19 protein-coding genes and 1 pseudogene are annotated in these 17,624 nt (G+C 70.8%); 15 read left to right on the forward strand and 5 right to left on the reverse strand.

Features of this window, described 5'->3' with window-relative positions:
- Window positions 1-78 precede the first annotated feature (78 nt).
- From ACZ7OH_RS40310 to ACZ7OH_RS40325, 4 genes are all read left to right on the forward strand, one after another.
- Window positions 79-1,917, forward strand: a complete 1,839-nt coding sequence (locus ACZ7OH_RS40310; RefSeq protein ID WP_470285714.1) for an Hsp70 family protein — start codon at window positions 79-81, stop codon at window positions 1,915-1,917.
- A gap of 45 nt (window positions 1,918-1,962) precedes the next feature.
- The gene (locus ACZ7OH_RS40315) at window positions 1,963-2,157 is read left to right on the forward strand and encodes a DUF3046 domain-containing protein (RefSeq protein ID WP_400889142.1); all 195 of its coding nucleotides are present in this window, start codon (window positions 1,963-1,965) and stop codon (window positions 2,155-2,157) included.
- 239 nt (window positions 2,158-2,396) lie between these two features.
- A complete protein-coding gene (recA, locus tag ACZ7OH_RS40320) occupies window positions 2,397-3,443 on the forward strand; it encodes a recombinase RecA (RefSeq protein WP_400889145.1) in 1,047 nt (348 codons plus the stop codon).
- An 85-nt stretch (window positions 3,444-3,528) separates the two neighbouring features.
- The gene (locus ACZ7OH_RS40325) at window positions 3,529-4,056 is read left to right on the forward strand and encodes a regulatory protein RecX (RefSeq protein WP_400893323.1); all 528 of its coding nucleotides are present in this window, start codon (window positions 3,529-3,531) and stop codon (window positions 4,054-4,056) included.
- 18 nt (window positions 4,057-4,074) lie between these two features.
- Here ACZ7OH_RS40325 and ACZ7OH_RS40330 read toward each other — a convergent pair whose 3' ends face one another.
- The 3 genes from ACZ7OH_RS40330 to edd all read right to left on the reverse strand — a co-directional run bounded on the left by ACZ7OH_RS40330 (window position 4,075) and on the right by edd (window position 7,937).
- Window positions 4,075-5,298, reverse strand: coding sequence for a hypothetical protein (locus tag ACZ7OH_RS40330; protein ID WP_470285715.1), 1,224 nt, complete (start codon window positions 5,296-5,298; stop codon window positions 4,075-4,077).
- A 147-nt stretch (window positions 5,299-5,445) separates the two neighbouring features.
- Complete coding sequence (gene eda, locus ACZ7OH_RS40335; protein ID WP_470285716.1) at window positions 5,446-6,051, reverse strand: bifunctional 4-hydroxy-2-oxoglutarate aldolase/2-dehydro-3-deoxy-phosphogluconate aldolase; 606 nt, start codon at window positions 6,049-6,051, stop codon at window positions 5,446-5,448.
- Complete coding sequence (gene edd, locus ACZ7OH_RS40340; protein ID WP_470285717.1) at window positions 6,048-7,937, reverse strand: phosphogluconate dehydratase; 1,890 nt, start codon at window positions 7,935-7,937, stop codon at window positions 6,048-6,050. Before edd ends, eda begins: the two co-directional genes overlap by 4 nt.
- A gap of 246 nt (window positions 7,938-8,183) precedes the next feature.
- Here edd and ACZ7OH_RS40345 point away from each other — a divergent pair, with 246 nt between their 5' ends.
- From ACZ7OH_RS40345 to ACZ7OH_RS40385, 9 genes and pseudogenes are all read left to right on the forward strand, one after another.
- A complete protein-coding gene (locus ACZ7OH_RS40345; RefSeq protein WP_436392654.1) occupies window positions 8,184-8,471 on the forward strand; it encodes a hypothetical protein in 288 nt (95 codons plus the stop codon).
- Window positions 8,468-9,292, forward strand: a complete 825-nt coding sequence (locus ACZ7OH_RS40350) for a hypothetical protein (protein WP_400889160.1) — start codon at window positions 8,468-8,470, stop codon at window positions 9,290-9,292. The genes ACZ7OH_RS40345 and ACZ7OH_RS40350 overlap by 4 nt, the downstream gene beginning before the upstream one ends.
- Before the next feature lie 52 nt (window positions 9,293-9,344).
- Window positions 9,345-11,261, forward strand: coding sequence for a fumarate reductase/succinate dehydrogenase flavoprotein subunit (locus ACZ7OH_RS40355; protein WP_470285718.1), 1,917 nt, complete (start codon window positions 9,345-9,347; stop codon window positions 11,259-11,261).
- Window positions 11,258-12,010 carry a succinate dehydrogenase/fumarate reductase iron-sulfur subunit gene (locus tag ACZ7OH_RS40360; protein WP_470285719.1) on the forward strand — a complete coding sequence of 251 codons (753 nt, stop codon included), beginning with the start codon at window positions 11,258-11,260 and terminating at the stop codon, window positions 12,008-12,010. The genes ACZ7OH_RS40355 and ACZ7OH_RS40360 overlap by 4 nt, the downstream gene beginning before the upstream one ends.
- 26 nt (window positions 12,011-12,036) lie before the next feature.
- Window positions 12,037-12,369 (forward strand): hypothetical protein, encoded by a 333-nt coding sequence (locus tag ACZ7OH_RS40365; protein WP_470285720.1) that lies wholly within the window; start codon window positions 12,037-12,039, stop codon window positions 12,367-12,369.
- A gap of 89 nt (window positions 12,370-12,458) precedes the next feature.
- Window positions 12,459-12,512, forward strand: a pseudogene (locus ACZ7OH_RS40370) (hypothetical protein); the annotation flags it as partial.
- Window positions 12,513-12,640: 128 nt separating this feature from the next.
- Complete coding sequence (locus ACZ7OH_RS40375) at window positions 12,641-12,781, forward strand: hypothetical protein (RefSeq protein WP_470285766.1); 141 nt, start codon at window positions 12,641-12,643, stop codon at window positions 12,779-12,781.
- Window positions 12,782-12,799: 18 nt separating this feature from the next.
- Complete coding sequence (locus ACZ7OH_RS40380) at window positions 12,800-13,327, forward strand: GNAT family N-acetyltransferase (RefSeq protein WP_470285721.1); 528 nt, start codon at window positions 12,800-12,802, stop codon at window positions 13,325-13,327.
- Window positions 13,324-14,430: an amidohydrolase family protein gene (locus ACZ7OH_RS40385; protein WP_470285722.1), complete on the forward strand. Its 1,107-nt coding sequence runs from the start codon at window positions 13,324-13,326 to the stop codon at window positions 14,428-14,430. Before ACZ7OH_RS40380 ends, ACZ7OH_RS40385 begins: the two co-directional genes overlap by 4 nt.
- 71 nt (window positions 14,431-14,501) lie before the next feature.
- Here the strand turns inward: ACZ7OH_RS40385 and ACZ7OH_RS40390 are convergent, their stop codons facing one another.
- Window positions 14,502-15,353, reverse strand: coding sequence for a helix-turn-helix domain-containing protein (locus ACZ7OH_RS40390; protein WP_470285723.1), 852 nt, complete (start codon window positions 15,351-15,353; stop codon window positions 14,502-14,504).
- A 357-nt stretch (window positions 15,354-15,710) separates the two neighbouring features.
- On the opposite strand from ACZ7OH_RS40390, the gene ACZ7OH_RS40395 reads away from it, so the two are divergent.
- Both ACZ7OH_RS40395 and ACZ7OH_RS40400 read left to right on the forward strand, forming a co-directional pair.
- Window positions 15,711-16,160: a hypothetical protein gene (locus tag ACZ7OH_RS40395; protein ID WP_470285724.1), complete on the forward strand. Its 450-nt coding sequence runs from the start codon at window positions 15,711-15,713 to the stop codon at window positions 16,158-16,160.
- The gene (locus ACZ7OH_RS40400) at window positions 16,153-16,842 is read left to right on the forward strand and encodes a YoaK family protein (RefSeq protein ID WP_470285725.1); all 690 of its coding nucleotides are present in this window, start codon (window positions 16,153-16,155) and stop codon (window positions 16,840-16,842) included. Before ACZ7OH_RS40395 ends, ACZ7OH_RS40400 begins: the two co-directional genes overlap by 8 nt.
- Here the strand turns inward: ACZ7OH_RS40400 and ACZ7OH_RS40405 are convergent.
- Window positions 16,796-17,533, reverse strand: coding sequence for an SDR family NAD(P)-dependent oxidoreductase (locus ACZ7OH_RS40405; protein WP_470285726.1), 738 nt, complete (start codon window positions 17,531-17,533; stop codon window positions 16,796-16,798). The two genes, ACZ7OH_RS40400 and ACZ7OH_RS40405, sit on opposite strands and share 47 nt — an antisense overlap.
- Window positions 17,534-17,624: the final 91 nt, after the last annotated feature.

Raw genomic sequence — 17,624 nt, forward strand, 5'->3', positions numbered from 1 at the left:
TCCGCACGCACGGTGACCGCGCGCATGGCAGCATCACCGCGAACGCCGTGTACGGCGTGTTTCGCGAAGGGGAGTGCTGTGCGGATCCTGTCGGTGGACCTCGGGACGTCCAACACCGTCGCCGTCCTTTCGGCGCACGGCATGCCGCCCCGGGTCGTCGAGGTCGACGGCTCGGCCAACATGCCGTCGGCGGTGTTCGCCACCGAAGAGGGCACGATCATGGTCGGCCGCGACGCCGAGCGCCGCGCCCGCCTCGACCCGACGCGCTTCGAGCCGAACCCCAAGCGCCGCATCGACGAGCAGACCCTGCTGCTGGGCACCGATGTCGTCCCGGTGACCGACGCGCTGGCCGCCATCCTGCGCCGCGTCCTCGAAGAAACCTCCCGCCAGCTCGGTGGCGAGCAGCCCGACGAGGTCCGGCTGACCCACCCCGCGCAGTGGGGCCAGACCCGCCGCAACGTCCTGATGTCCGCCGCCCGGCTCGCCGGGATGGGCCAGAACGTCCTGCTGGTGCCCGAACCCGTCGCCGCGGCCGCGCACTTCGCGTCGTTCCCCGGCAAGTCGCTGGCGCCCGGCCAGGCGCTCGCCGTCTACGACCTCGGAGCGGGCACCTTCGACGTCGCCGTCGTCGGCGCCACGCAGAACGGCTTCACGGTGCTCGCCGAGGACGGCCTGCCCGACCTCGGCGGCCTCGACGTCGACCAGGCGCTGATGGTGCACGTCGGGCGCGAGGTCTCGCACTCGGACCCGCAGCGCTGGCAGCGGCTCCTGCGTCCCGAGTCCACCGGCGACCGCCGCACCCGGCGCGCGCTGCAGGAAGACGTCAAGGCGGCCAAGGAGGCGCTGTCGCGGCACCCGCAGACCGAGGTACCGATGCCCGAGCCGTTCAAGGACGTCCTCGTCACGCGCGGTGAGCTGGAAGGCCTGGTCCGGCCGGCGATGCTGCGCAGCGTCGAACTGCTGTCGCGGACGCTGCGCTCGTCCGGGCTGACCCCGGACCGGCTGGCCGGCATCTACCTCGTCGGCGGATCGAGCCGGCTGCCGCTGGTCGCCGCGATGATCGCGGAGAAGCTCGGCGTCGTGCCGGGCAGCCTCGACCAGCCGGAAACCGCCGTCGCGCTCGGTGCCCAGCACGTCGCCCGCGACGGCTTGGGCGCGCGGACGCAGAACGTCGAAGGAGCCGTGGCCGCCGGTGCCGTTCCGCACCGCCCGCAGTACGCGCCTCCGCCGCCGCAGTACCCCGGGTACGCGCCGTCGAACTTCCCGCCGAGCGGGCCGCAGCCGGTGCCGTCGAACTTCCCCGCGTACTCACCCCCGGAGAAGGCAGAACCGAAGTCCGGCGGGAAGAAGAAGCTGCTCATCGGGATCGCGGCTGCGGTCGTCGTGGTGCTCGCTGCGGGGCTGACGTACTTCCTGACGGCGTCGTCCTCGGCGACGACCTACACCGCCGACCAGTGCAAGACGCCGGGACAGGCCGACGCCAAGGGCCTCACCGGCTGCCTGCGCCAGCTCGCCGGGAAGATCGCCGACACCGGCGACTGCAAGCCGGGCATGGGCAACGGCCCGGCGGCGCCGGCGGCGAGCCTCGGCGTGTCCTCGACCTGCTCCGCGCCGGGCCGGGCGGGCACGCAGGTGACCTACGTCCAGGGCGACAACGCCGACACGCTCAAGCAGTACACCGACGGCCTGCTCGCCTCCGCGGGCGGCGACCGCACCGAGGCCGACTGGGGTGGCAACGGGCTCAAGGGGCACTACTCGTCGGCCGCGGGCCGGACGTCGGCGGTGCTCGTGTTCACGGTGTCGGACCGGCCGCTCGCCGGGTTCATCTACCAGCTGAATTCGGCCGACCAGGCCGTGGCGACCACGCCGGGCACGCTGGCCGACTACTTCGAGGCGAGCGTCCAGCCGGGGGAGTAGACGGCGCGAACGGACCGTTCGCGCCCGCCGGTTAGAGTGGGTCCGATGCGGATCACGGTTTTCCGGCGGCTGATGGCCGAGGAGTTCGGCCCCGGACGGGCCCAGGTGCTGGCCCGGGACCACGTGCTCAGCGGGCTCGGCGGCCGCACCGTCGACCAGGCGCTGACCGCGGGAATCCCGGCCAAAGAGGTCTGGCGAGAGGTCTGCGACGCCTTCGACGTCCCCCGCGAACGGCGCTGACCTGGGCGGATCCCCGGGCACGCGACCCGGGTGGGCGAAAATCCTAGCGCAAGGGTGTGTCGCTGCGGACCTCGAACAGGTGTTCGTCTATGGTGTTGTCCACATCGGGTCCAGCGATCCACAGATTGGGCGCCGCGCCTGGAATTGTCGGTCCCCGCCGCTAGCGTCGGACCGGACAGCTGAAGAACCGACACAGAGCCCCCGGAGAGCCGGGGCTTCGACCAGCGAGGTGGACTTCCATGCCTGCAGCACCCGACAAGGACAAGGCGCTCGAGCTCGCGCTCGCGCAGATCGACAAGCAGTACGGCAAGGGCTCGGTGATGCGCCTCGGCGAGGACACCCGGCCGCCCATCGCCGTGATTCCCACCGGCTCGATCGCCCTCGACGTCGCGCTCGGCATCGGCGGGCTGCCCCGCGGCCGGGTCGTCGAGATCTACGGCCCGGAGTCCTCCGGTAAGACGACGGTCGCCCTGCACGCGGTGGCGAACGCGCAGCGCGCCGGCGGCATCGCGGCGTTCATCGACGCGGAGCACGCGCTCGACCCGGAGTACGCCAAGGCCCTCGGCGTCGACACCGACGCGCTGCTCGTCTCCCAGCCGGACACCGGTGAGCAGGCGCTGGAGATCGCGGACATGCTGATCCGCTCCGGCGCGCTCGACATCCTGGTCATCGACTCCGTGGCCGCGCTCGTGCCGCGCGCCGAGATCGAGGGCGAGATGGGTGACTCGCACGTCGGTCTCCAGGCCCGCCTGATGAGCCAGGCGCTGCGGAAGATCACCGGTGCGCTGTCCAACTCGGGCACCACGGCGATCTTCATCAACCAGCTCCGCGAGAAGGTCGGCGTCATGTTCGGCTCCCCGGAGACGACCACCGGTGGTAAGGCGCTGAAGTTCTACGCGTCGGTCCGCCTGGACGTGCGCCGCATCGAGACGATGAAGGACGGCGGCGAGGCGGTCGGCAACCGGACCCGCGTCAAGGTCGTCAAGAACAAGGTGGCCCCGCCCTTCAAGCAGGCCGAGTTCGACATCCTGTACGGCCAGGGCATCTCCCGCGAGGGCTCGCTGATCGACATGGGTGTCGACCAGTCCATCGTGCGCAAGTCCGGCGCCTGGTACACCTACGAAGGCGACCAGCTCGGCCAGGGCAAGGAGAACGCGCGCCGGTTCCTGCGCGACAACCCGGACATCGCCAACGAGATCGAGAAGCGGATCAAGGAGAAGCTCGGCATCGGCCCGCAGCTCGACGCGGAAGCCGTCGAAGCTGTTCCGGCGCCGGTCGACTTCTGAGGTCCGGTGCGGATGAGCCCCGCCGTGGCCGTGGTTCGCGGTGGGGCGTGACGAAGGAGTGACTCAGGTGGCGAGGGCGCCCAAGGTGCCGCCCGCCGAGCTTCCTCCCGAGGAGCGGTACAAGAAGGCCAAGGAGATCTGCTTCGATCTCCTGGCCGCGCGGCCGCGGACTCAGGAAGAGCTCCGGCAGGCGTTGCACCGCAAGGGATTCGACGAGGAAACCAGCCAAACCCTGCTCGGCAAGCTCGATCAGGCGGGGCTGGTCAACGACGAGGAGTTCGCCCAGCTGTGGGTGAAGTCCCGCCACGCGAACCAGGGGCTGTCCCGCACCGCGCTGGTGGCCGAGCTGCGGCGCAAGGGCGTCGACGGTGAGGTCGCCGCGCAGGCGGCGGGCGAGGTCGACCGCGAGTCCGAGGAGCAGATGGCCAGGGAACTGGTCCGCAAGCGCCTCGGGTCCCTGGGCAACGTCGACGAGCAGACGGCGCTGCGCCGGCTGCTCGGCTTCCTCGCCCGCAAGGGCTACCCGCAGGGGCTGGCGTACACGGTGATCAGGGAGGAGCTCCGCGAGTACGGCGCGGAGTCCACCCTCCTGGACGACGCCGTCATCGACTGACGGCCGGCGGTGCCTCCCTCATGGGGAGGTGGCGGACACCGTCTCCCGCCGGGCCGGCCGCCGCCGGTCCGAGCGGTGCTTGCGGACCGCCAGCAGCAACACCGCCAGCAACCCCATCACCGCGCACGTCACCACCGCCGAGAGCACCAGGAACTCGTCGAGCTGCCCGGCCGCCAGGTACGCGCCCAGCGCCACCGCCACCAGGGCGCACACCGCTCGGTCCACAATGGACTCCATCGACAGGAGCGTCGCGCGGTAGCGGGGGTCCGGGATCGAGTCGTTCAGCAGCTGCTTCCGCACCGGGAACGAAATCCCCCGTCGCCACTGCGAAGACGCACAACAGGACCACCGTCGCAAGGAACCCGCGAACACGACCACACCGAGACACAACGCCATCACGATCGTCAGCGCGAACACCGAGCCCACCGGGCCGATCGCGCGGCGGAGGCGGTGCGGACGAGCCGCGCCCAAGGCTTCGAAGACCGTCATGGCGGCCAGTACCGCGCCGTACCAGTTCACCGAGAGCGACTTCGACTCCAGGATCGGCTGGAACAGGTTCACCTGGCAGATCCGGACCAGCGTGAACATTGCGATGCCCTGCACCATCAACAGCATCAGCCACCGCGACGGCCAGGGCGCCGACCTGGACGGCGTTCGGGATCTGCCAGCCGGTGGCAAGGACGTTGGTGTGCGACAACGGTGTCGTGTGGCGGCGTTGACGATGCCCGACAGCCGGGGGATGTCGTCGGGGACGCGGTCCATCACGATGATGTCCGACCAGTCCAGCGTCGCGGCGCGGTACTCGGCTTCCGTGCGGAACGCGCGCAGCCGGCCCGTGGCCGTGCCGGGGTTCAGCGGGACGAACGGTGCCGTCGAGAACAGCTCGTGCGCGAACACCCGCGGCAGCTCGCTCGGCGGGATCTCCCGGACGATCCGCTCCTGCAGCTGGTTGGCCGGCTTGAACACCAGCGGCAGCGCCGGGTCGACGTACCGCGCGACGCACGTGTGGAACTCGCGGATCAGCGCGGCCGGCATCGTGTCGACTTCGACCTTCTCCAGGGAAAGCAGCTGCGGGTGGCGGGCGAGAATGCCGAACAGGAACCGGCGGTCCGATGCGTGGCAGAAGTCCTGGTTGTAGGAGTCGATCTCCGCGCGCACCCGTTCTTCGGGGACGCCGAGGATCTCTTCTCCGCTATAGATTGCGTGAAAGGAATGGCGGGCGTCGTTCAGGAAGTGGATCACCGCGTTTTCGCGGTCGATATTCAGCGGGATTCATGACTGCCGCCACACCCGCTCGGAGCACCGTTCCAGGGAACTGGAACGGTGCTCCCGCGATGCGGACGCGTATTCCGCCGTTCGGGGCGTCGCTACGACACGGGGTGATCTCCGCTACAGCTGCGCGGCTTCCGCGGCCAGCTTCTCGATCGTGGCAGGGTCGAGCGAGGCCGTCAGCCATGAACCGCCGATGCAGCCGACGTTCGGCAACGCCAGGTACGAAGGCGCCGACGCGACCGTGATCCCGCCGGTCGGGCAGAACTTCAACGACGGCAACGGGCCCGCGATCGACTTCAGGTACGCAACCCCGCCGGACGCCTCGGCCGGGAAGAACTTCAACGCCGTGAGCCCGCGCTCGGCCAGCCGCATCGCCTCGGACACGGTGCTCGCGCCGGGCAGGAACGGCAGCCCGGTCTCGAAGCACGCGTCGACGACCGCGTCGGTGCAACCCGGCGTCACGAGGAACTTCGCCCCCGCGTCCGCCGCCTGCTTCGCGTGGTCAGCCGCCGTGACGGTGCCGGCGCCGATGACGATCTCCGGTACCTCGGTGGCGACGCGCTCGATCGCCGGCAACGCCGCCGGGGTGCGCAGGGTCAGCTCGATGACCCCGATCCCGCCGGCGAGCAGGGCCCGGGCCGTCGGCACCGCGTCGTCGGCGTCGTCGATCACCACGACGGGCATCACGGGGGACAGCTCGAGCAGGTCCTGACCGGTGGTCACTGACCGACCTCCTGGGTTGTGAAAGCGGGCGTTCCGAAGTGCTCCGGCATCAAGCCGCCGAACACCGAAGCGCCCTGGTCAGCGGGGCCGACGGCACGGCGCAACGCGGCGAACAGCTCTCGGCCGGTGCCGGTCCAGGATGCTTCGGACGGCGGCGAGTCCACAAGCTCACGGCGGGCGAGTTCTTCGTCACCGACGAGCACGTCGAGGCTGCCCGTGGCCGCGTCGAGCCGCACGACGTCGCCGTCGGCGATGCGCGCGATCGGGCCGCCCGCCGCGGCTTCCGGCGTCACCTGGATGGCGGCCGGGATCTTGCCCGACGCGCCCGACATGCGGCCGTCGGTGAGCAACGCCACGGCGTGCCCGCGGTCCATCAGCACGCCGAGCGCCGGCGTGAGGCCGTGCAGCTCCGGCATGCCGTTGGCCCGCGGCCCCTGCTGCCGGAGCACCACGACGACGTCGCGGTCCAGCTCGCCGGCCTCGAACGCGGTCTTGAACGCCTCCTGGGTGGTGAACACCCGCGCCGGCGCCTGGACGACCCGGTGCTCGGGCGCGACCGCCGACACCTTGACCACCCCGCGGCCGAGGTTGCCCTCGACCATCCGCAGCCCGCCGTCCGCGGCGAACGGGCGCCACGCCGGGCGCAGCACGTCCTCGTCGAGGCTGCGGGTCGGCACGTCGCGCCAGACCAGCTCGCCGTCGGACAGGATCGGCTCGGCGCGGTAGCGGTGCAGCCCGAACCCGGCGACCGTGTGCACGTCCTCGTGCAGCAGCCCGGCGTCGAGCAGCGTGCCGACCAGGAACTGGATGCCGCCGGCGGCGTGGAAGTGGTTGATGTCGGCGCTGCCGTTCGGGTAGACCCGCGCCAGCAGCGGCACGACGGCCGAGAGGTCGGAGAAGTCGTCCCAGGTCAGCTGGATGCCCGCGGCCGCGGCGATCGCGACCAGGTGCATCGTGTGGTTGGTCGAGCCGCCGGTGGCGAGCAGCGCGATGACACCGTTGACGAACGCCTTCTCGTCGAGGATCCGCGAGACCGGCGTGTACTCCTCGCCGCGCGAGATGGCGACGATCCGGCGTCCGGCTTCTTCGGTGAGCGCCTGACGCAGCGCCGAGCCGGGCTGGACGAAACTGGCGCCGGGCAGGTGCAGGCCCATCACCTCGACGACCATCTGGTTGGAGTTGGCCGTGCCGTAGAACGTGCAGGTGCCGGCCGAGTGGTACGACGCCGCTTCGGCGTCCAGGAGGTCTTCGCGCGTCGCGAGGCCTTCGGCGTACAGCTGCCGGACGCGCGCCTTCTCCTTGTTCGGCAGCCCGGAGTTCATCGGGCCGGCCGGGACCAGCAGAGCGGGCAGGTGCCCGAACGACAGGGCGCCGATCAGCAGGCCGGGCACGATCTTGTCGCAGACGCCCAGCAGCAGCGCCGCGTCGAACATGTCGTGGGAGAGCGCGATGGCCGTCGACATCGCGATGACCTCGCGGCTGAACAGGGACAGCTCCATGCCGGCGCGGCCCTGGGTGATGCCGTCGCACATCGCGGGCACGCCGCCGGCGAACTGGGCGACCCCGCCCGCGGAACGGACGGACTTCTTCAGCCAGGCCGGGTACTCCTGCATCGGCTGGTGCGCCGACAGCATGTCGTTGTAGGACGAGACGATCGCGACGCCCGGGGCGCGCGCGGCCCGCAGGGCTTCCTTGTCGACGCCGTCCATGGCGGCGAAGCCGTGGGCGAGGTTGCTGCACGCGAGACCGCGGCGGACCGGGCCTTCTTCGTACGCGGCGGCCGTGCGGCCGAGGTAGGCGGCGCGGGTCGCGGCACTGCGCGCGGCGATGCGCTCGGTGACGTCGGCGACGACTCGGTGCAGCTTCGTGGCGGGGGTGGGGCTCATGTCCGGCTCCGGATCACTGGTGTGGGGTGGTCCGCGGGACGGCAGCGCTGGCGCCTCTGGGTCGTGACACTGGCCACAGTACCTCGCGAAAACGCCGAATCAAAATCGATTCAGAAGATCGACCCGCGTGACCCCGATCACCCCCGGAACCGTTAGTGTGCTAGTTGTCACACTGCACGACGCGCGGTAAAGCCGTAGGGCGAGTGATCGCCCGGCTTCGCCGGCCCCACCACACCGGGAGGATTGATGTCCACCTCCGAGATCGCCGAGCTGCGGCGAACCATCGGCCAGCTCCGGCAGTGCGTCGGCGCACTGCGCTCTCGTTACGGCGACGCGTCGGCGGTCCGCCGGCTCGCGAACGACGTGGAGCGCCTCGACATCGACACCGCGGACCTCGACGGCACGCCGCTCGCGGTGCCCGCCCAGGCGAAGGCGGCCGAACGCGTCCCCGTACCCGACACGCCGTACGACCCGTCGCTGTGGCACGGCGCCGATGACGAAGGCGTCGGCGGCTACCAGCGCGACCAGCGGTGAGCGCTCCCGCTGACAACGGCGTCGGCACCGGCGTCCGGGCCCCCAAGCGGGCCCGGATCGCCGAGCGCACCCTCCGCACGGACCGGTGGTGGCTCCAGCCGCTGCTGACCGTGCTCGGACTGTCGGCGTTCATCATCTACGCGACGGTCCGGTCGTTCGTGCGCACCGCGTACTGGGTGCCCGACTACCACTACCTGACGCCGTTCTACTCGCCCTGCCTGTCCACTTCCTGCGTCGAGGGCTCGAGCCACTTCGGCCACTGGTTCGGCGACCTGCCCGGGTTCATCCCGCTCGGGTTCGTCGTGCTGCCGTTCCTGCTCGGGTTCCGCCTGACGTGCTACTACTACCGCAAGGCCTACTACCGGGCCGTGTGGTTCTCCCCGCCCGCCTGCGCCGTCGCGGAACCGCACGCGAAGTACACCGGCGAGACGCGGCTGCCGCTCATCATCCAGAACGTCCACCGCTACTTCTTCTACGTCGCGCTGATCGTCTCGCTGATCAACACCTACGACGCGATCACGGCGTTCCACGGGAAGACCGGCGGTTTCGGGTTCGGGCTGGGCAATATCGTCCTGCTCGGCAACGTGGTCCTGCTGTGGGCGTACACGCTTTCCTGCCACTCGTGCCGGCACGTGACCGGTGGCAGGCTGAAGCACTTCTCCAAGCATCCGGTGCGCTACTGGATCTGGACCAAGGTCTCGAAGCTCAACACCCGCCACATGGCGCTGGCCTGGACGACGCTCGGCACGCTGGTGCTGACCGACTTCTACGTCATGCTCGTGGCCAGCGGGGCGATCACGGACCTGAGATTCGTGAACTGACGCCCTGCCCCTCCCGACAACGACGTCCCCAGTTCCGAGGTGGAATTCTTCTATGACCGAGGTCGAACGGCACAGCTACGACGTGGTGGTGATCGGTGCCGGTGGCGCCGGTCTCCGAGCTGTGATCGAGGCGCGCGAACGCGGTTTCCGCGTCGCCGTCGTCTGCAAGTCCCTGTTCGGCAAGGCGCACACGGTGATGGCCGAGGGCGGGTGCGCGGCGTCGATGGGCAACGCGAACTCGAACGACAACTGGCAGGTCCACTTCCGCGACACCATGCGCGGCGGGAAGTTCCTCAACAACTGGCGGATGGCCGAGCTGCACGCCAAGGAGGCGCCGGACCGCGTCTGGGAGCTCGAGACCTACGGCGCGCTCTTCGACCGCACCGCCGACGGCCGGATCAGCCAGCGCAACTTCGGCGGGCACACCTACCCGCGGCTGGCGCACGTCGGTGACCGCACCGGCCTCGAGCTGATCCGCACGATGCAGCAGAAGATCGTTTCGCTGCAGCAGGAGGACTTCGCCGAGACCGGTGACTACGAAGCGAAGATCAAGGTCTTCGCCGAGTGCACGGTCACCGAGCTGCTCACCACCGACGGGAAGATCGCCGGCGCGTTCGGCTACTGGCGCGAGAGCGGCCGGTTCATCCTCTTCGAGGCGCCCGCGGTCGTGCTCGCCACCGGCGGTATCGGCAAGTCGTTCAAGGTGACGTCGAACTCCTGGGAGTACACCGGCGACGGCCACGCGCTGGCCCTGCGGGCGGGCGCGAAGCTCATCAACATGGAGTTCGTCCAGTTCCACCCGACCGGGATGGTCTGGCCGCCCAGCGTCAAGGGCATCCTCGTCACCGAGGGCGTGCGCGGCGACGGCGGCGTGCTCAAGAACTCCGACGGCAAGCGGTTCATGTTCGAGTACGTGCCCGACGTGTTCAAGGGCCAGTACGCCGAAAGCGAAGAGGAAGCCGACCGCTGGTACGCCGACGCGGACAACAACCGGCGCACGCCGGACCTGCTGCCCCGCGACGAGGTGGCCCGCGCGATCAACTCCGAGGTCAAGGAGGGCCGCGGCTCCCCGCACGGCGGCGTCTTCCTCGACATCGCCAGCCGGCTGCCGGCCGAGGAGATCAAGAAGCGGCTGCCGTCGATGTACCACCAGTTCAAGGAGCTGGCGGACGTCGACATCACGGCGGAGCCGATGGAGGTCGGCCCGACCTGCCACTACGTCATGGGCGGCATCGAGGTCGACCCGGACACGGCCGCGGCGAGCGTGCCCGGCCTGTTCGCCGCCGGCGAGTGCTCGGGCGGCATGCACGGGTCCAACCGGCTCGGCGGCAACTCGCTGTCCGACCTGCTGGTGTTCGGTCGCCGCGCGGGCCTCGGCGCGGCCGAGTACGTGCTCGGCCTGACCGAGCGGCCCGCGGTCGAGCAGTCCGATGTGGACGCCGCGGCGACGATGGCGCTCGCGCCGTTCGACCCGGCCGAGGGCACCACGGCCGAGAACCCCTACACCCTGCACACCGAGCTGCAGCAGTCGATGAACGACCTGGTCGGCATCATCCGCAAGGCCGGCGAGATCGAGCAGGCGCTGACGAAGCTCGCCGAACTGCGGCAGCGGATCAAGCGCGTCACGGTGGAAGGGCACCGGCAGTTCAACCCGGGCTGGCACCTCGCGATCGACCTGCGCAACATGCTGATGGTCAGCGAGTGCGTCGCGAAGGCCGCGTTGACGCGTACGGAGAGCCGTGGCGGGCACACGCGCGACGACTTCCCGGGCATGGACGCCGAGTGGCGGCACAAGCTGCTGGTGTGCTCGGCTTCGGACGGGGAGAACCCGGTCGTCCCGGACATCGACGTCGAGGTGAAGGAGCAGGTGCCGCTGCGGCAGGACCTGCTGGAGCTGTTCGAATTCGGCGAACTCGGGAAGTACTACACCGACGACGAGCTCGAAGCGCACCCCGGGAGCAAGGCATGAGCTACAAGGGAAGTTTCCGGGTCTGGCGCGGCGACGACACGGGCGGCGAGCTGCAGGACTTCACGGTGGAGGTGAACGAGGGCGAGGTCGTCCTCGACATCATCCACCGGCTGCAGGCCACCCAGGCGTCGGACCTCGCGGTGCGCTGGAACTGTAAGGCGGGCAAGTGCGGCTCGTGCTCGGCGGAGATCAACGGCAAGCCGCGCCTGCTGTGCATGACGCGGATGTCGACGTTCACCGAGGAGGAGGTGATCACGGTGACGCCGATGCGGACGTTCCCGGTGATCCGCGACCTCGTCACCGACGTGTCGTTCAACTACACGAAGGCCCGGGAGATCCCGTCGTTCACCCCGCCCGCGGACCTCAAGCCCGGTGAGTACCGGATGCACCAGGTCGACGTCGAGCGTTCGCAGGAGTTCCGGAAGTGCATCGAGTGCTTCCTGTGCCAGAACACCTGCCACGTGGTGCGCGACCACGAGGAGAACAAGGAAGCCTTCGCCGGCCCGCGGTACCTGATGCGCATCGCCGAGCTGGAGATGCACCCGCTCGACGTCGCGGACCGGCGTGACGCGGCTCAGGAGGAGCACGGCCTCGGCTACTGCAACATCACCAAGTGCTGCAGCGAGGTCTGCCCGGAAGGCATCCACATCACCGACAACGCGCTCATCCCGATGAAGGAGCGCGTCGCCGACCGCAAGTACGACCCGATCGTGTGGCTGGGCAACAAGCTCTTCCGCCGCGACAAGTAACGCTTCCCTCCCGACGCTCGCGAACCGTGCGACCAAGCCGGTTCGCGAGCGTCTTCATTTTCCGCGGCGCCAGCAGGAAGCCGAGCGTGCCGGCGGCGAGCTTGGCTTCGACCGCGGCCGGGGTCCAGCATCGTCTCGAGCAGTCCGGCGACCGGCGCCGCGCTGTCGGTCGTGCGGTCGATCAGCCGGCAGACGTGGTCCGCGGCGCGGTCGACCACGGCGGGCTCGCTGACGCCGACCCGGCGCGCCACGGCGGAGGTCTCGCCCCGCAGGTAGCCGACCTCGGCGCAGACCTCGATGGCGGCGGCGAGGATCGATTCGCGGCGGTCCGGGGCGCTCATCCGGACCTTGCGGGCTGACTCGGTCACGGCCTCAGCCGGCCAGCTGCTGCACGGACAGCCGGACGCGCAGGCGCACAGGAGCGATCCAGCACGCCTTGGCGTTCGCAGTGGGCCGGGCCGAGGAGCCGGACGGCTCGTTCGACGTCGTGGTGTCCAGCCTCGCCGTGCACCACATCCCGGAACCGGTGCGGGGCAGGGCGTTCCGCGAGATGTTCCGGGTCCGCGTCCCGCCGGCCGGATCCTGCTGGCGGACTTCCGCCCGCCCCGCGGACGCCTGGGCCGGCACCTCGTGGGCGCGATCGCCGGGCCGGGGATGCGGGACAACCCGGTCGAACGGATTTCGCCGATGCTCGCGGAGGCCGGCTTCGAGGTGGAGTCGGAAAGCCGGGCTGGCGGGTTCCTGCACTGCGTGCGAGCGCTGAAGCCGTGATCCCGGCAGGATGGTGGGGTGCTGGAGATCGAACTGCTGCCGCCGTCCGCCGACCTCGCCTTGATCGCCCGGATCGCTGCCTTGGTGAACCAGGTCTACGCCGAGTCCGAGAAGGGCCTTTGGCAGGGGAACGCCGACCGGACGTCCGCCGACGAGGTGGCCGGGCTCGTGCGGGCCGGCGAGATCGCCGTCGCCTTCGTGGACGGTGACCTCGCCGGGTCGGTGCGCGTCCAGCGGCTCGACGAGGCGACCGGCGAGTTCGGCATGCTCGCGGCCGACCCCGCGCGGCGCGGCCTCGGTATCGGGCGTGAGCTGGTGGCGTTCGCCGAGCGGGTGAGCCGGGACGCGGGCTGCCGCGAGATGCAGCTCGAACTGCTGGTGCCGCGCGAGTGGACGCACCCGGCCAAGCAGTTCCTCGCCGAGTGGTACGACCGGCTCGGCTACCGCGTCACGCACCGCGCCGACCTCGCCGTGGACTACCCGCACCTGGCGCCGTCGCTGGCCACGCCGTGCGATTTCCTCGTCTACCGCAAGGCTTTCGCGTGACGGTGCTCGCCGGGGCGCGCGTGTTCGACCCCGAGACCGGCGAGACGACCCGCGCCGACGTCCGGCTCGACGGCGCGCGGATCGCCGAAGTCGGGCTCGGTCTCGACGGCTCGCCCGTCGACTGTTCCGGTGGGCTGCTGATCCCGGGGCTCATCGACTGCCACGTGCACGTCGCGTTCCGGCGGCCCGAGCCGTTGCCGCGCAGCGCCCGGATTCTCGAGGCGGTGCCGGTGTTGCGGCGGTTGCTGGCGCGCGGGATCACGACCGTGCGGGACGCGTGGGGCGCCGACGCCGGGTTCAAGCACGCGCTGGCCCAGGGGTGGATTTCCGGGCCGGACCTGCTGGTCAGCCTGCGTCAGCTGGGGCCGACCGGCGGGCTCGGCGACGCGTGGGACCCGGCCGCGGGCGCTGTCGACAACTACGGTGACCCGTCGCTGCCGGACCCGTTGTTCGACGGGCCGGACGCCGCCCGCGCGGCCGTCCGCCGGATGATGCGCGCGGGCGCCGACTGGATCAAGGTCGGCGCGAGTGGCTCGATGCGGGCGGTCCGCGCGGGCGTGGACGTCCGCCCGACCGACGAGGAGCTCGCCGCGGTGGTCGACGAGGCCGTCCGCTGCGGCCGCGACGTCCTGGCACACGCGCACACCGCGGCGGCAGTGGTGTCGGCGGCCCGCGCGGGGGCGCGCAGCATCGAGCACGGCACGTTCCTCGACGATTCCGCCGTCGCGGCGCTGGCGGACGCTTGGTACGTGCCGACGTTGTCGCCGATGAGCGAGACGGAGTTCGCCGAGACGCACCGGCGTTCGCTGCGCCTCGCGGTGGAGGCGGGCGTCCGGATCGCCGCGGGCTCGGACCTGGCGCCGCGTCCCCATGTCGACTTGACGACCGAGTTGAGGTTGTTAGCCAAGGTTTTGGGAGACGCGGCGGCGTTGAGGGCGGCCACGTCCGAGGCGGCGCGTCTGCTCAGGCTGGAGGACGACAGGGGGCGCGTCGAGGCGGGGCTGCGGGCGGACGTGGTGCTCCTCGACGGCACGGACTTGGACGTGACGGACCTGCCGGGCCGGGTCCGCGCGGTCTGGCACGACGGGGAACGGGTCAGCTGAGCGTGGTGTCTGTGGCGGGGCTCGGGGGTGCTGCTCGCCGGTGACCGTGGTCGCGTGAGCCGGGGTGTTGCTCACTTCGCCATGAGGTCGAACTCCTCCGTCAGGCGGACCAGGAACTCCCGCGACTCGCGTTCGGACAACGCCGCCTGTTCCAGGCGCGTGCGCAGGACGTAGAACGCCTCGACCGCCACGCGGTCGTCGACGAACAGCCCCGCGGCGAACGTCTCCTCGTACGCCACCGGTGGGTGCTCCGCGAACTCCAAGATGGTGAACCGGCTGCCGACCAGGTGGTACGGCGGTGCGGATGCTGGCACGACTCGGATCGTGCAGTGGGGGAGGTTCGTGGCCAGTACCAACGACTGCAGCTGTTCGTGCATCAACGCCGGGTCGCGCAGGATCGAACGCAGCGTGTGCTCGTACAGGAAGTAGACGCAGTGGGGCGGGTTTCGGCGCTGCAGCAGCCGTTGCCGGTCGATCCTCGCGCGGACCAGCGTCTTCAGGCGGTCCGTCGTGTAGCGGCCGGACAGCTCGTAGACGCTGCGCACGTAGTCCTCGGTCTGGAGCATGCCCGGCAGGGCCGCCGGGCTGTTCGAGATCACCGCCGTCGCCAGGTTTTCCTGGATGATCAGGGATTTCATCGGGTCGACGAGCTCGTCGAAGTACGGCCGCACCCAGTACAGCTCACTCGGTGGCCGGGTCAGGTGCAGCAGCCGCTCGCGCTCGGGTGCCTCGGTGCCGCAGTGCGCGAGGTAGATCGCCAGGTCGATCGGGGAGATGCGCCTGCCGTTCTCCCAGCCGGACACCTTCGACGCCGACCAGTGGGCGCGCCGGGCCACCTCGCGCAGGGACATCTGTTTCGCCTCGCGCTGGGCCTTCAACTCGACGCCCATCTCCCGCGTGCGCACCGTGCTCTTTTCGGTCATGCCCGCACGCTAAAGGCAACCACCGACAAAACGGCCCCTGCCGCGCAGGGGTTCACCGGAACGGATGTTGCTGTTCTGCCTGTGCGACAACGGATTCCGCCCGCGAAGCGCCTGCGAAGCAGCTTCGCATAATGAAGCGCGCTTCGCCCGTTAGTAAGCCACACTGGCATTCATGACGTCGCTTTCCGGAATCGACCTGAGCCGCCGGTTCTACGCTGAAGCCGTCGCGCCGGTCGTCGGCGGGCCGCACACCGCCGCGCTCGTCGGGCCCGGCTCGGAGGTCCTCGGCGTCGACACCGCGCTCGACCTTTCCTGGGGCACCCGACGAAACTCGAAGTCGCGACGCTCGACGAATGGGTGCGCGGTTTCCTCGGCTTCGACCCGCGGCACGCCGGCCGCCGCGACTGGCTCGCCACCCCGACCCAGGTCTTCGCCGAGTTCACCGGCGGGGCTGTGCACGACGACCTCGGGAGCGCCTTCGCGCGGCTGCCCGCGGCCAAGGCGTTGACCCCGCACCTCACCGGCGCCCTCGCCGCGACGGACTGGCGGGAGCGCGAACGACACTTCGTCGCGGCCTGCGAAAACGTCGCCGGGCAGCACAACGCCCTCGGCCTCACCGACCCCGTCGAGCCGCGTGTGAGCTGCTTCTTCGACCGCCCGTTCCAGGTGATCCACGCCGAACGGTTCGTCCGGGCCCTGGTCGGTGACACGCCGGTGATCGGGGCGATCGACCAGTTCGTCGACAGCACCGACGCGCTCGGGCACCGCGAGCTGACCCGCGCGGTGGTTGACTGCGCGCATGGCTGAACCGAAACCGCGCGACCTGGCCGCGCTGCTGCTGACGCTGACCGTCGTGACCGGGGTCGTCGACGCGGTCAGCTTCCTCGGGCTGGGCCGGGTGTTCGTGGCCAACATGACCGGCAACGTGGTGTTCCTCGGCTTCGCGGCGGCGGGCGAGGCGACGCTGTCGGTGCTCGCGTCGCTGACCGCGGTGCTGGCGTTCCTGGCGGGCGCGCTCGCCGGCGGCCGGCTGGCCCGCCGTGACGACGACTACGACGCCCTCCGGCAGGCGACCGCGGTCCAAGCGGCGCTGGTGGCGGTGGCCGTGGTGCTGTCGGCAACGCTCGGCAGCGGGACGCGGGTGGGCAGCGAGCTGCTGATCGTCGTGCTGGGCGTGGCGATGGGCCTGCAGAACGCGGCGGTCCGCCGCATCGGCGCGCCCGACCTGACGACGACGGTGTTGACCATGACGTTGACGGGTTTCGCGGCCGATTCGAAGGCGGCTGGGGGACCGGGGTCGCACCCGCTGCGGAAGGTGGCGGCCGTGGGGGCGATGCTGGTGGGTGCGCTGGCCGGGGGGTTGTTGCAGCTGCACGTCGCCATGTGGACGGCGCTGACGCTGGCCCTGGTGCTGATCCTCGGCGTGCTGGCGGTGCTGCAGTTCAGCCGAGGGCTCGGCCGCCGTCCACCAGTAGGCGCTGGCCCGTGATGAACCCCGCCTCCTCCGACGCGAAGAAGCTCACCGCCGCCGCCACGTCCTCCGGGGTTCCGAGGCGGCCCGCCGGGACCGTCGCGCGGTATGCCTCGCGCTCCTCCTCGTCGACCTCTGCGTGGCGCTCCACCGGGACGAAACCCGGGGCCACCGTGTTCACCGTGATGCCGTCCGGGGCCAGCTCGCGCGCCCACGCGCGGGTCAGGCCGATCTGGGCGCTCTTCGCCGTCGCGTACGCCGAACGGCCGGGTGGGGGGCGGTCCGCCACCTCCGAGTCGATGTGCACGATGCGCCCGAAGCCGCGGGCGCGCATGCCCGGCAGCGCCGCGTGGCCCAGCAGCACCGGGGACCGCACGAAGAAGTCCAGCTGCGCCAGGTGCTCCGGCCAGTCCACTTGGGACACCGGGGCCTCCGGCTGGGGGCCGGTCGCGTTCAGCACCAGCACCGTGATCGGGCCCAGCAGCGCCGTGACGCCGTCGACGAGCTCGCCGACCTGACGGCGGTCCGTCACGTCCGCGGCGAACGCCGCCGCCTTGCCACCCTCCGCGAGGATGCCCTCCGCCGCCGTCTTGAGGTCGGCGTCGTCGTGGTGGCCGTTGACCGCGACGGCGAGCCCGTCGCGCGCCAGTCTGCGCGCGATCACCCGGCCGAGTCCGCGGGAGCTGCCGGTCACCAGTGCGACACCCATGCGCCCGACGCTAGGGGAGACCCCCGAGTACGACAACCCAGGGCAAAGAAAAAGCGGGTGAGTGCGACGCGCGCACCCACCCGCTTCCGGT

The organism is Amycolatopsis sp. NPDC114478 (assembly GCF_055633805.1).

Coding starts and splice junctions, on each gene's coding strand:
- ACZ7OH_RS40360 (WP_470285719.1), top strand. CDS start 11,258: ATGAGCTACAAGGGAAGTTTCCGGGTCTGGCGCGGCGACGACACGGGC.
- ACZ7OH_RS40400 (WP_470285725.1), top strand. CDS start 16,153: ATGGCTGAACCGAAACCGCGCGACCTGGCCGCGCTGCTGCTGACGCTG.
- ACZ7OH_RS40315 (WP_400889142.1), top strand. CDS start 1,963: ATGCGGATCACGGTTTTCCGGCGGCTGATGGCCGAGGAGTTCGGCCCC.
- edd (WP_470285717.1), bottom strand. CDS start 7,937: ATGAGCCCCACCCCCGCCACGAAGCTGCACCGAGTCGTCGCCGACGTC.
- ACZ7OH_RS40390 (WP_470285723.1), bottom strand. CDS start 15,353: ATGACCGAAAAGAGCACGGTGCGCACGCGGGAGATGGGCGTCGAGTTG.
- ACZ7OH_RS40345 (WP_436392654.1), top strand. CDS start 8,184: ATGTCCACCTCCGAGATCGCCGAGCTGCGGCGAACCATCGGCCAGCTC.
- recA (WP_400889145.1), top strand. CDS start 2,397: ATGCCTGCAGCACCCGACAAGGACAAGGCGCTCGAGCTCGCGCTCGCG.
- ACZ7OH_RS40405 (WP_470285726.1), bottom strand. CDS start 17,533: ATGGGTGTCGCACTGGTGACCGGCAGCTCCCGCGGACTCGGCCGGGTG.
- ACZ7OH_RS40355 (WP_470285718.1), top strand. CDS start 9,345: ATGACCGAGGTCGAACGGCACAGCTACGACGTGGTGGTGATCGGTGCC.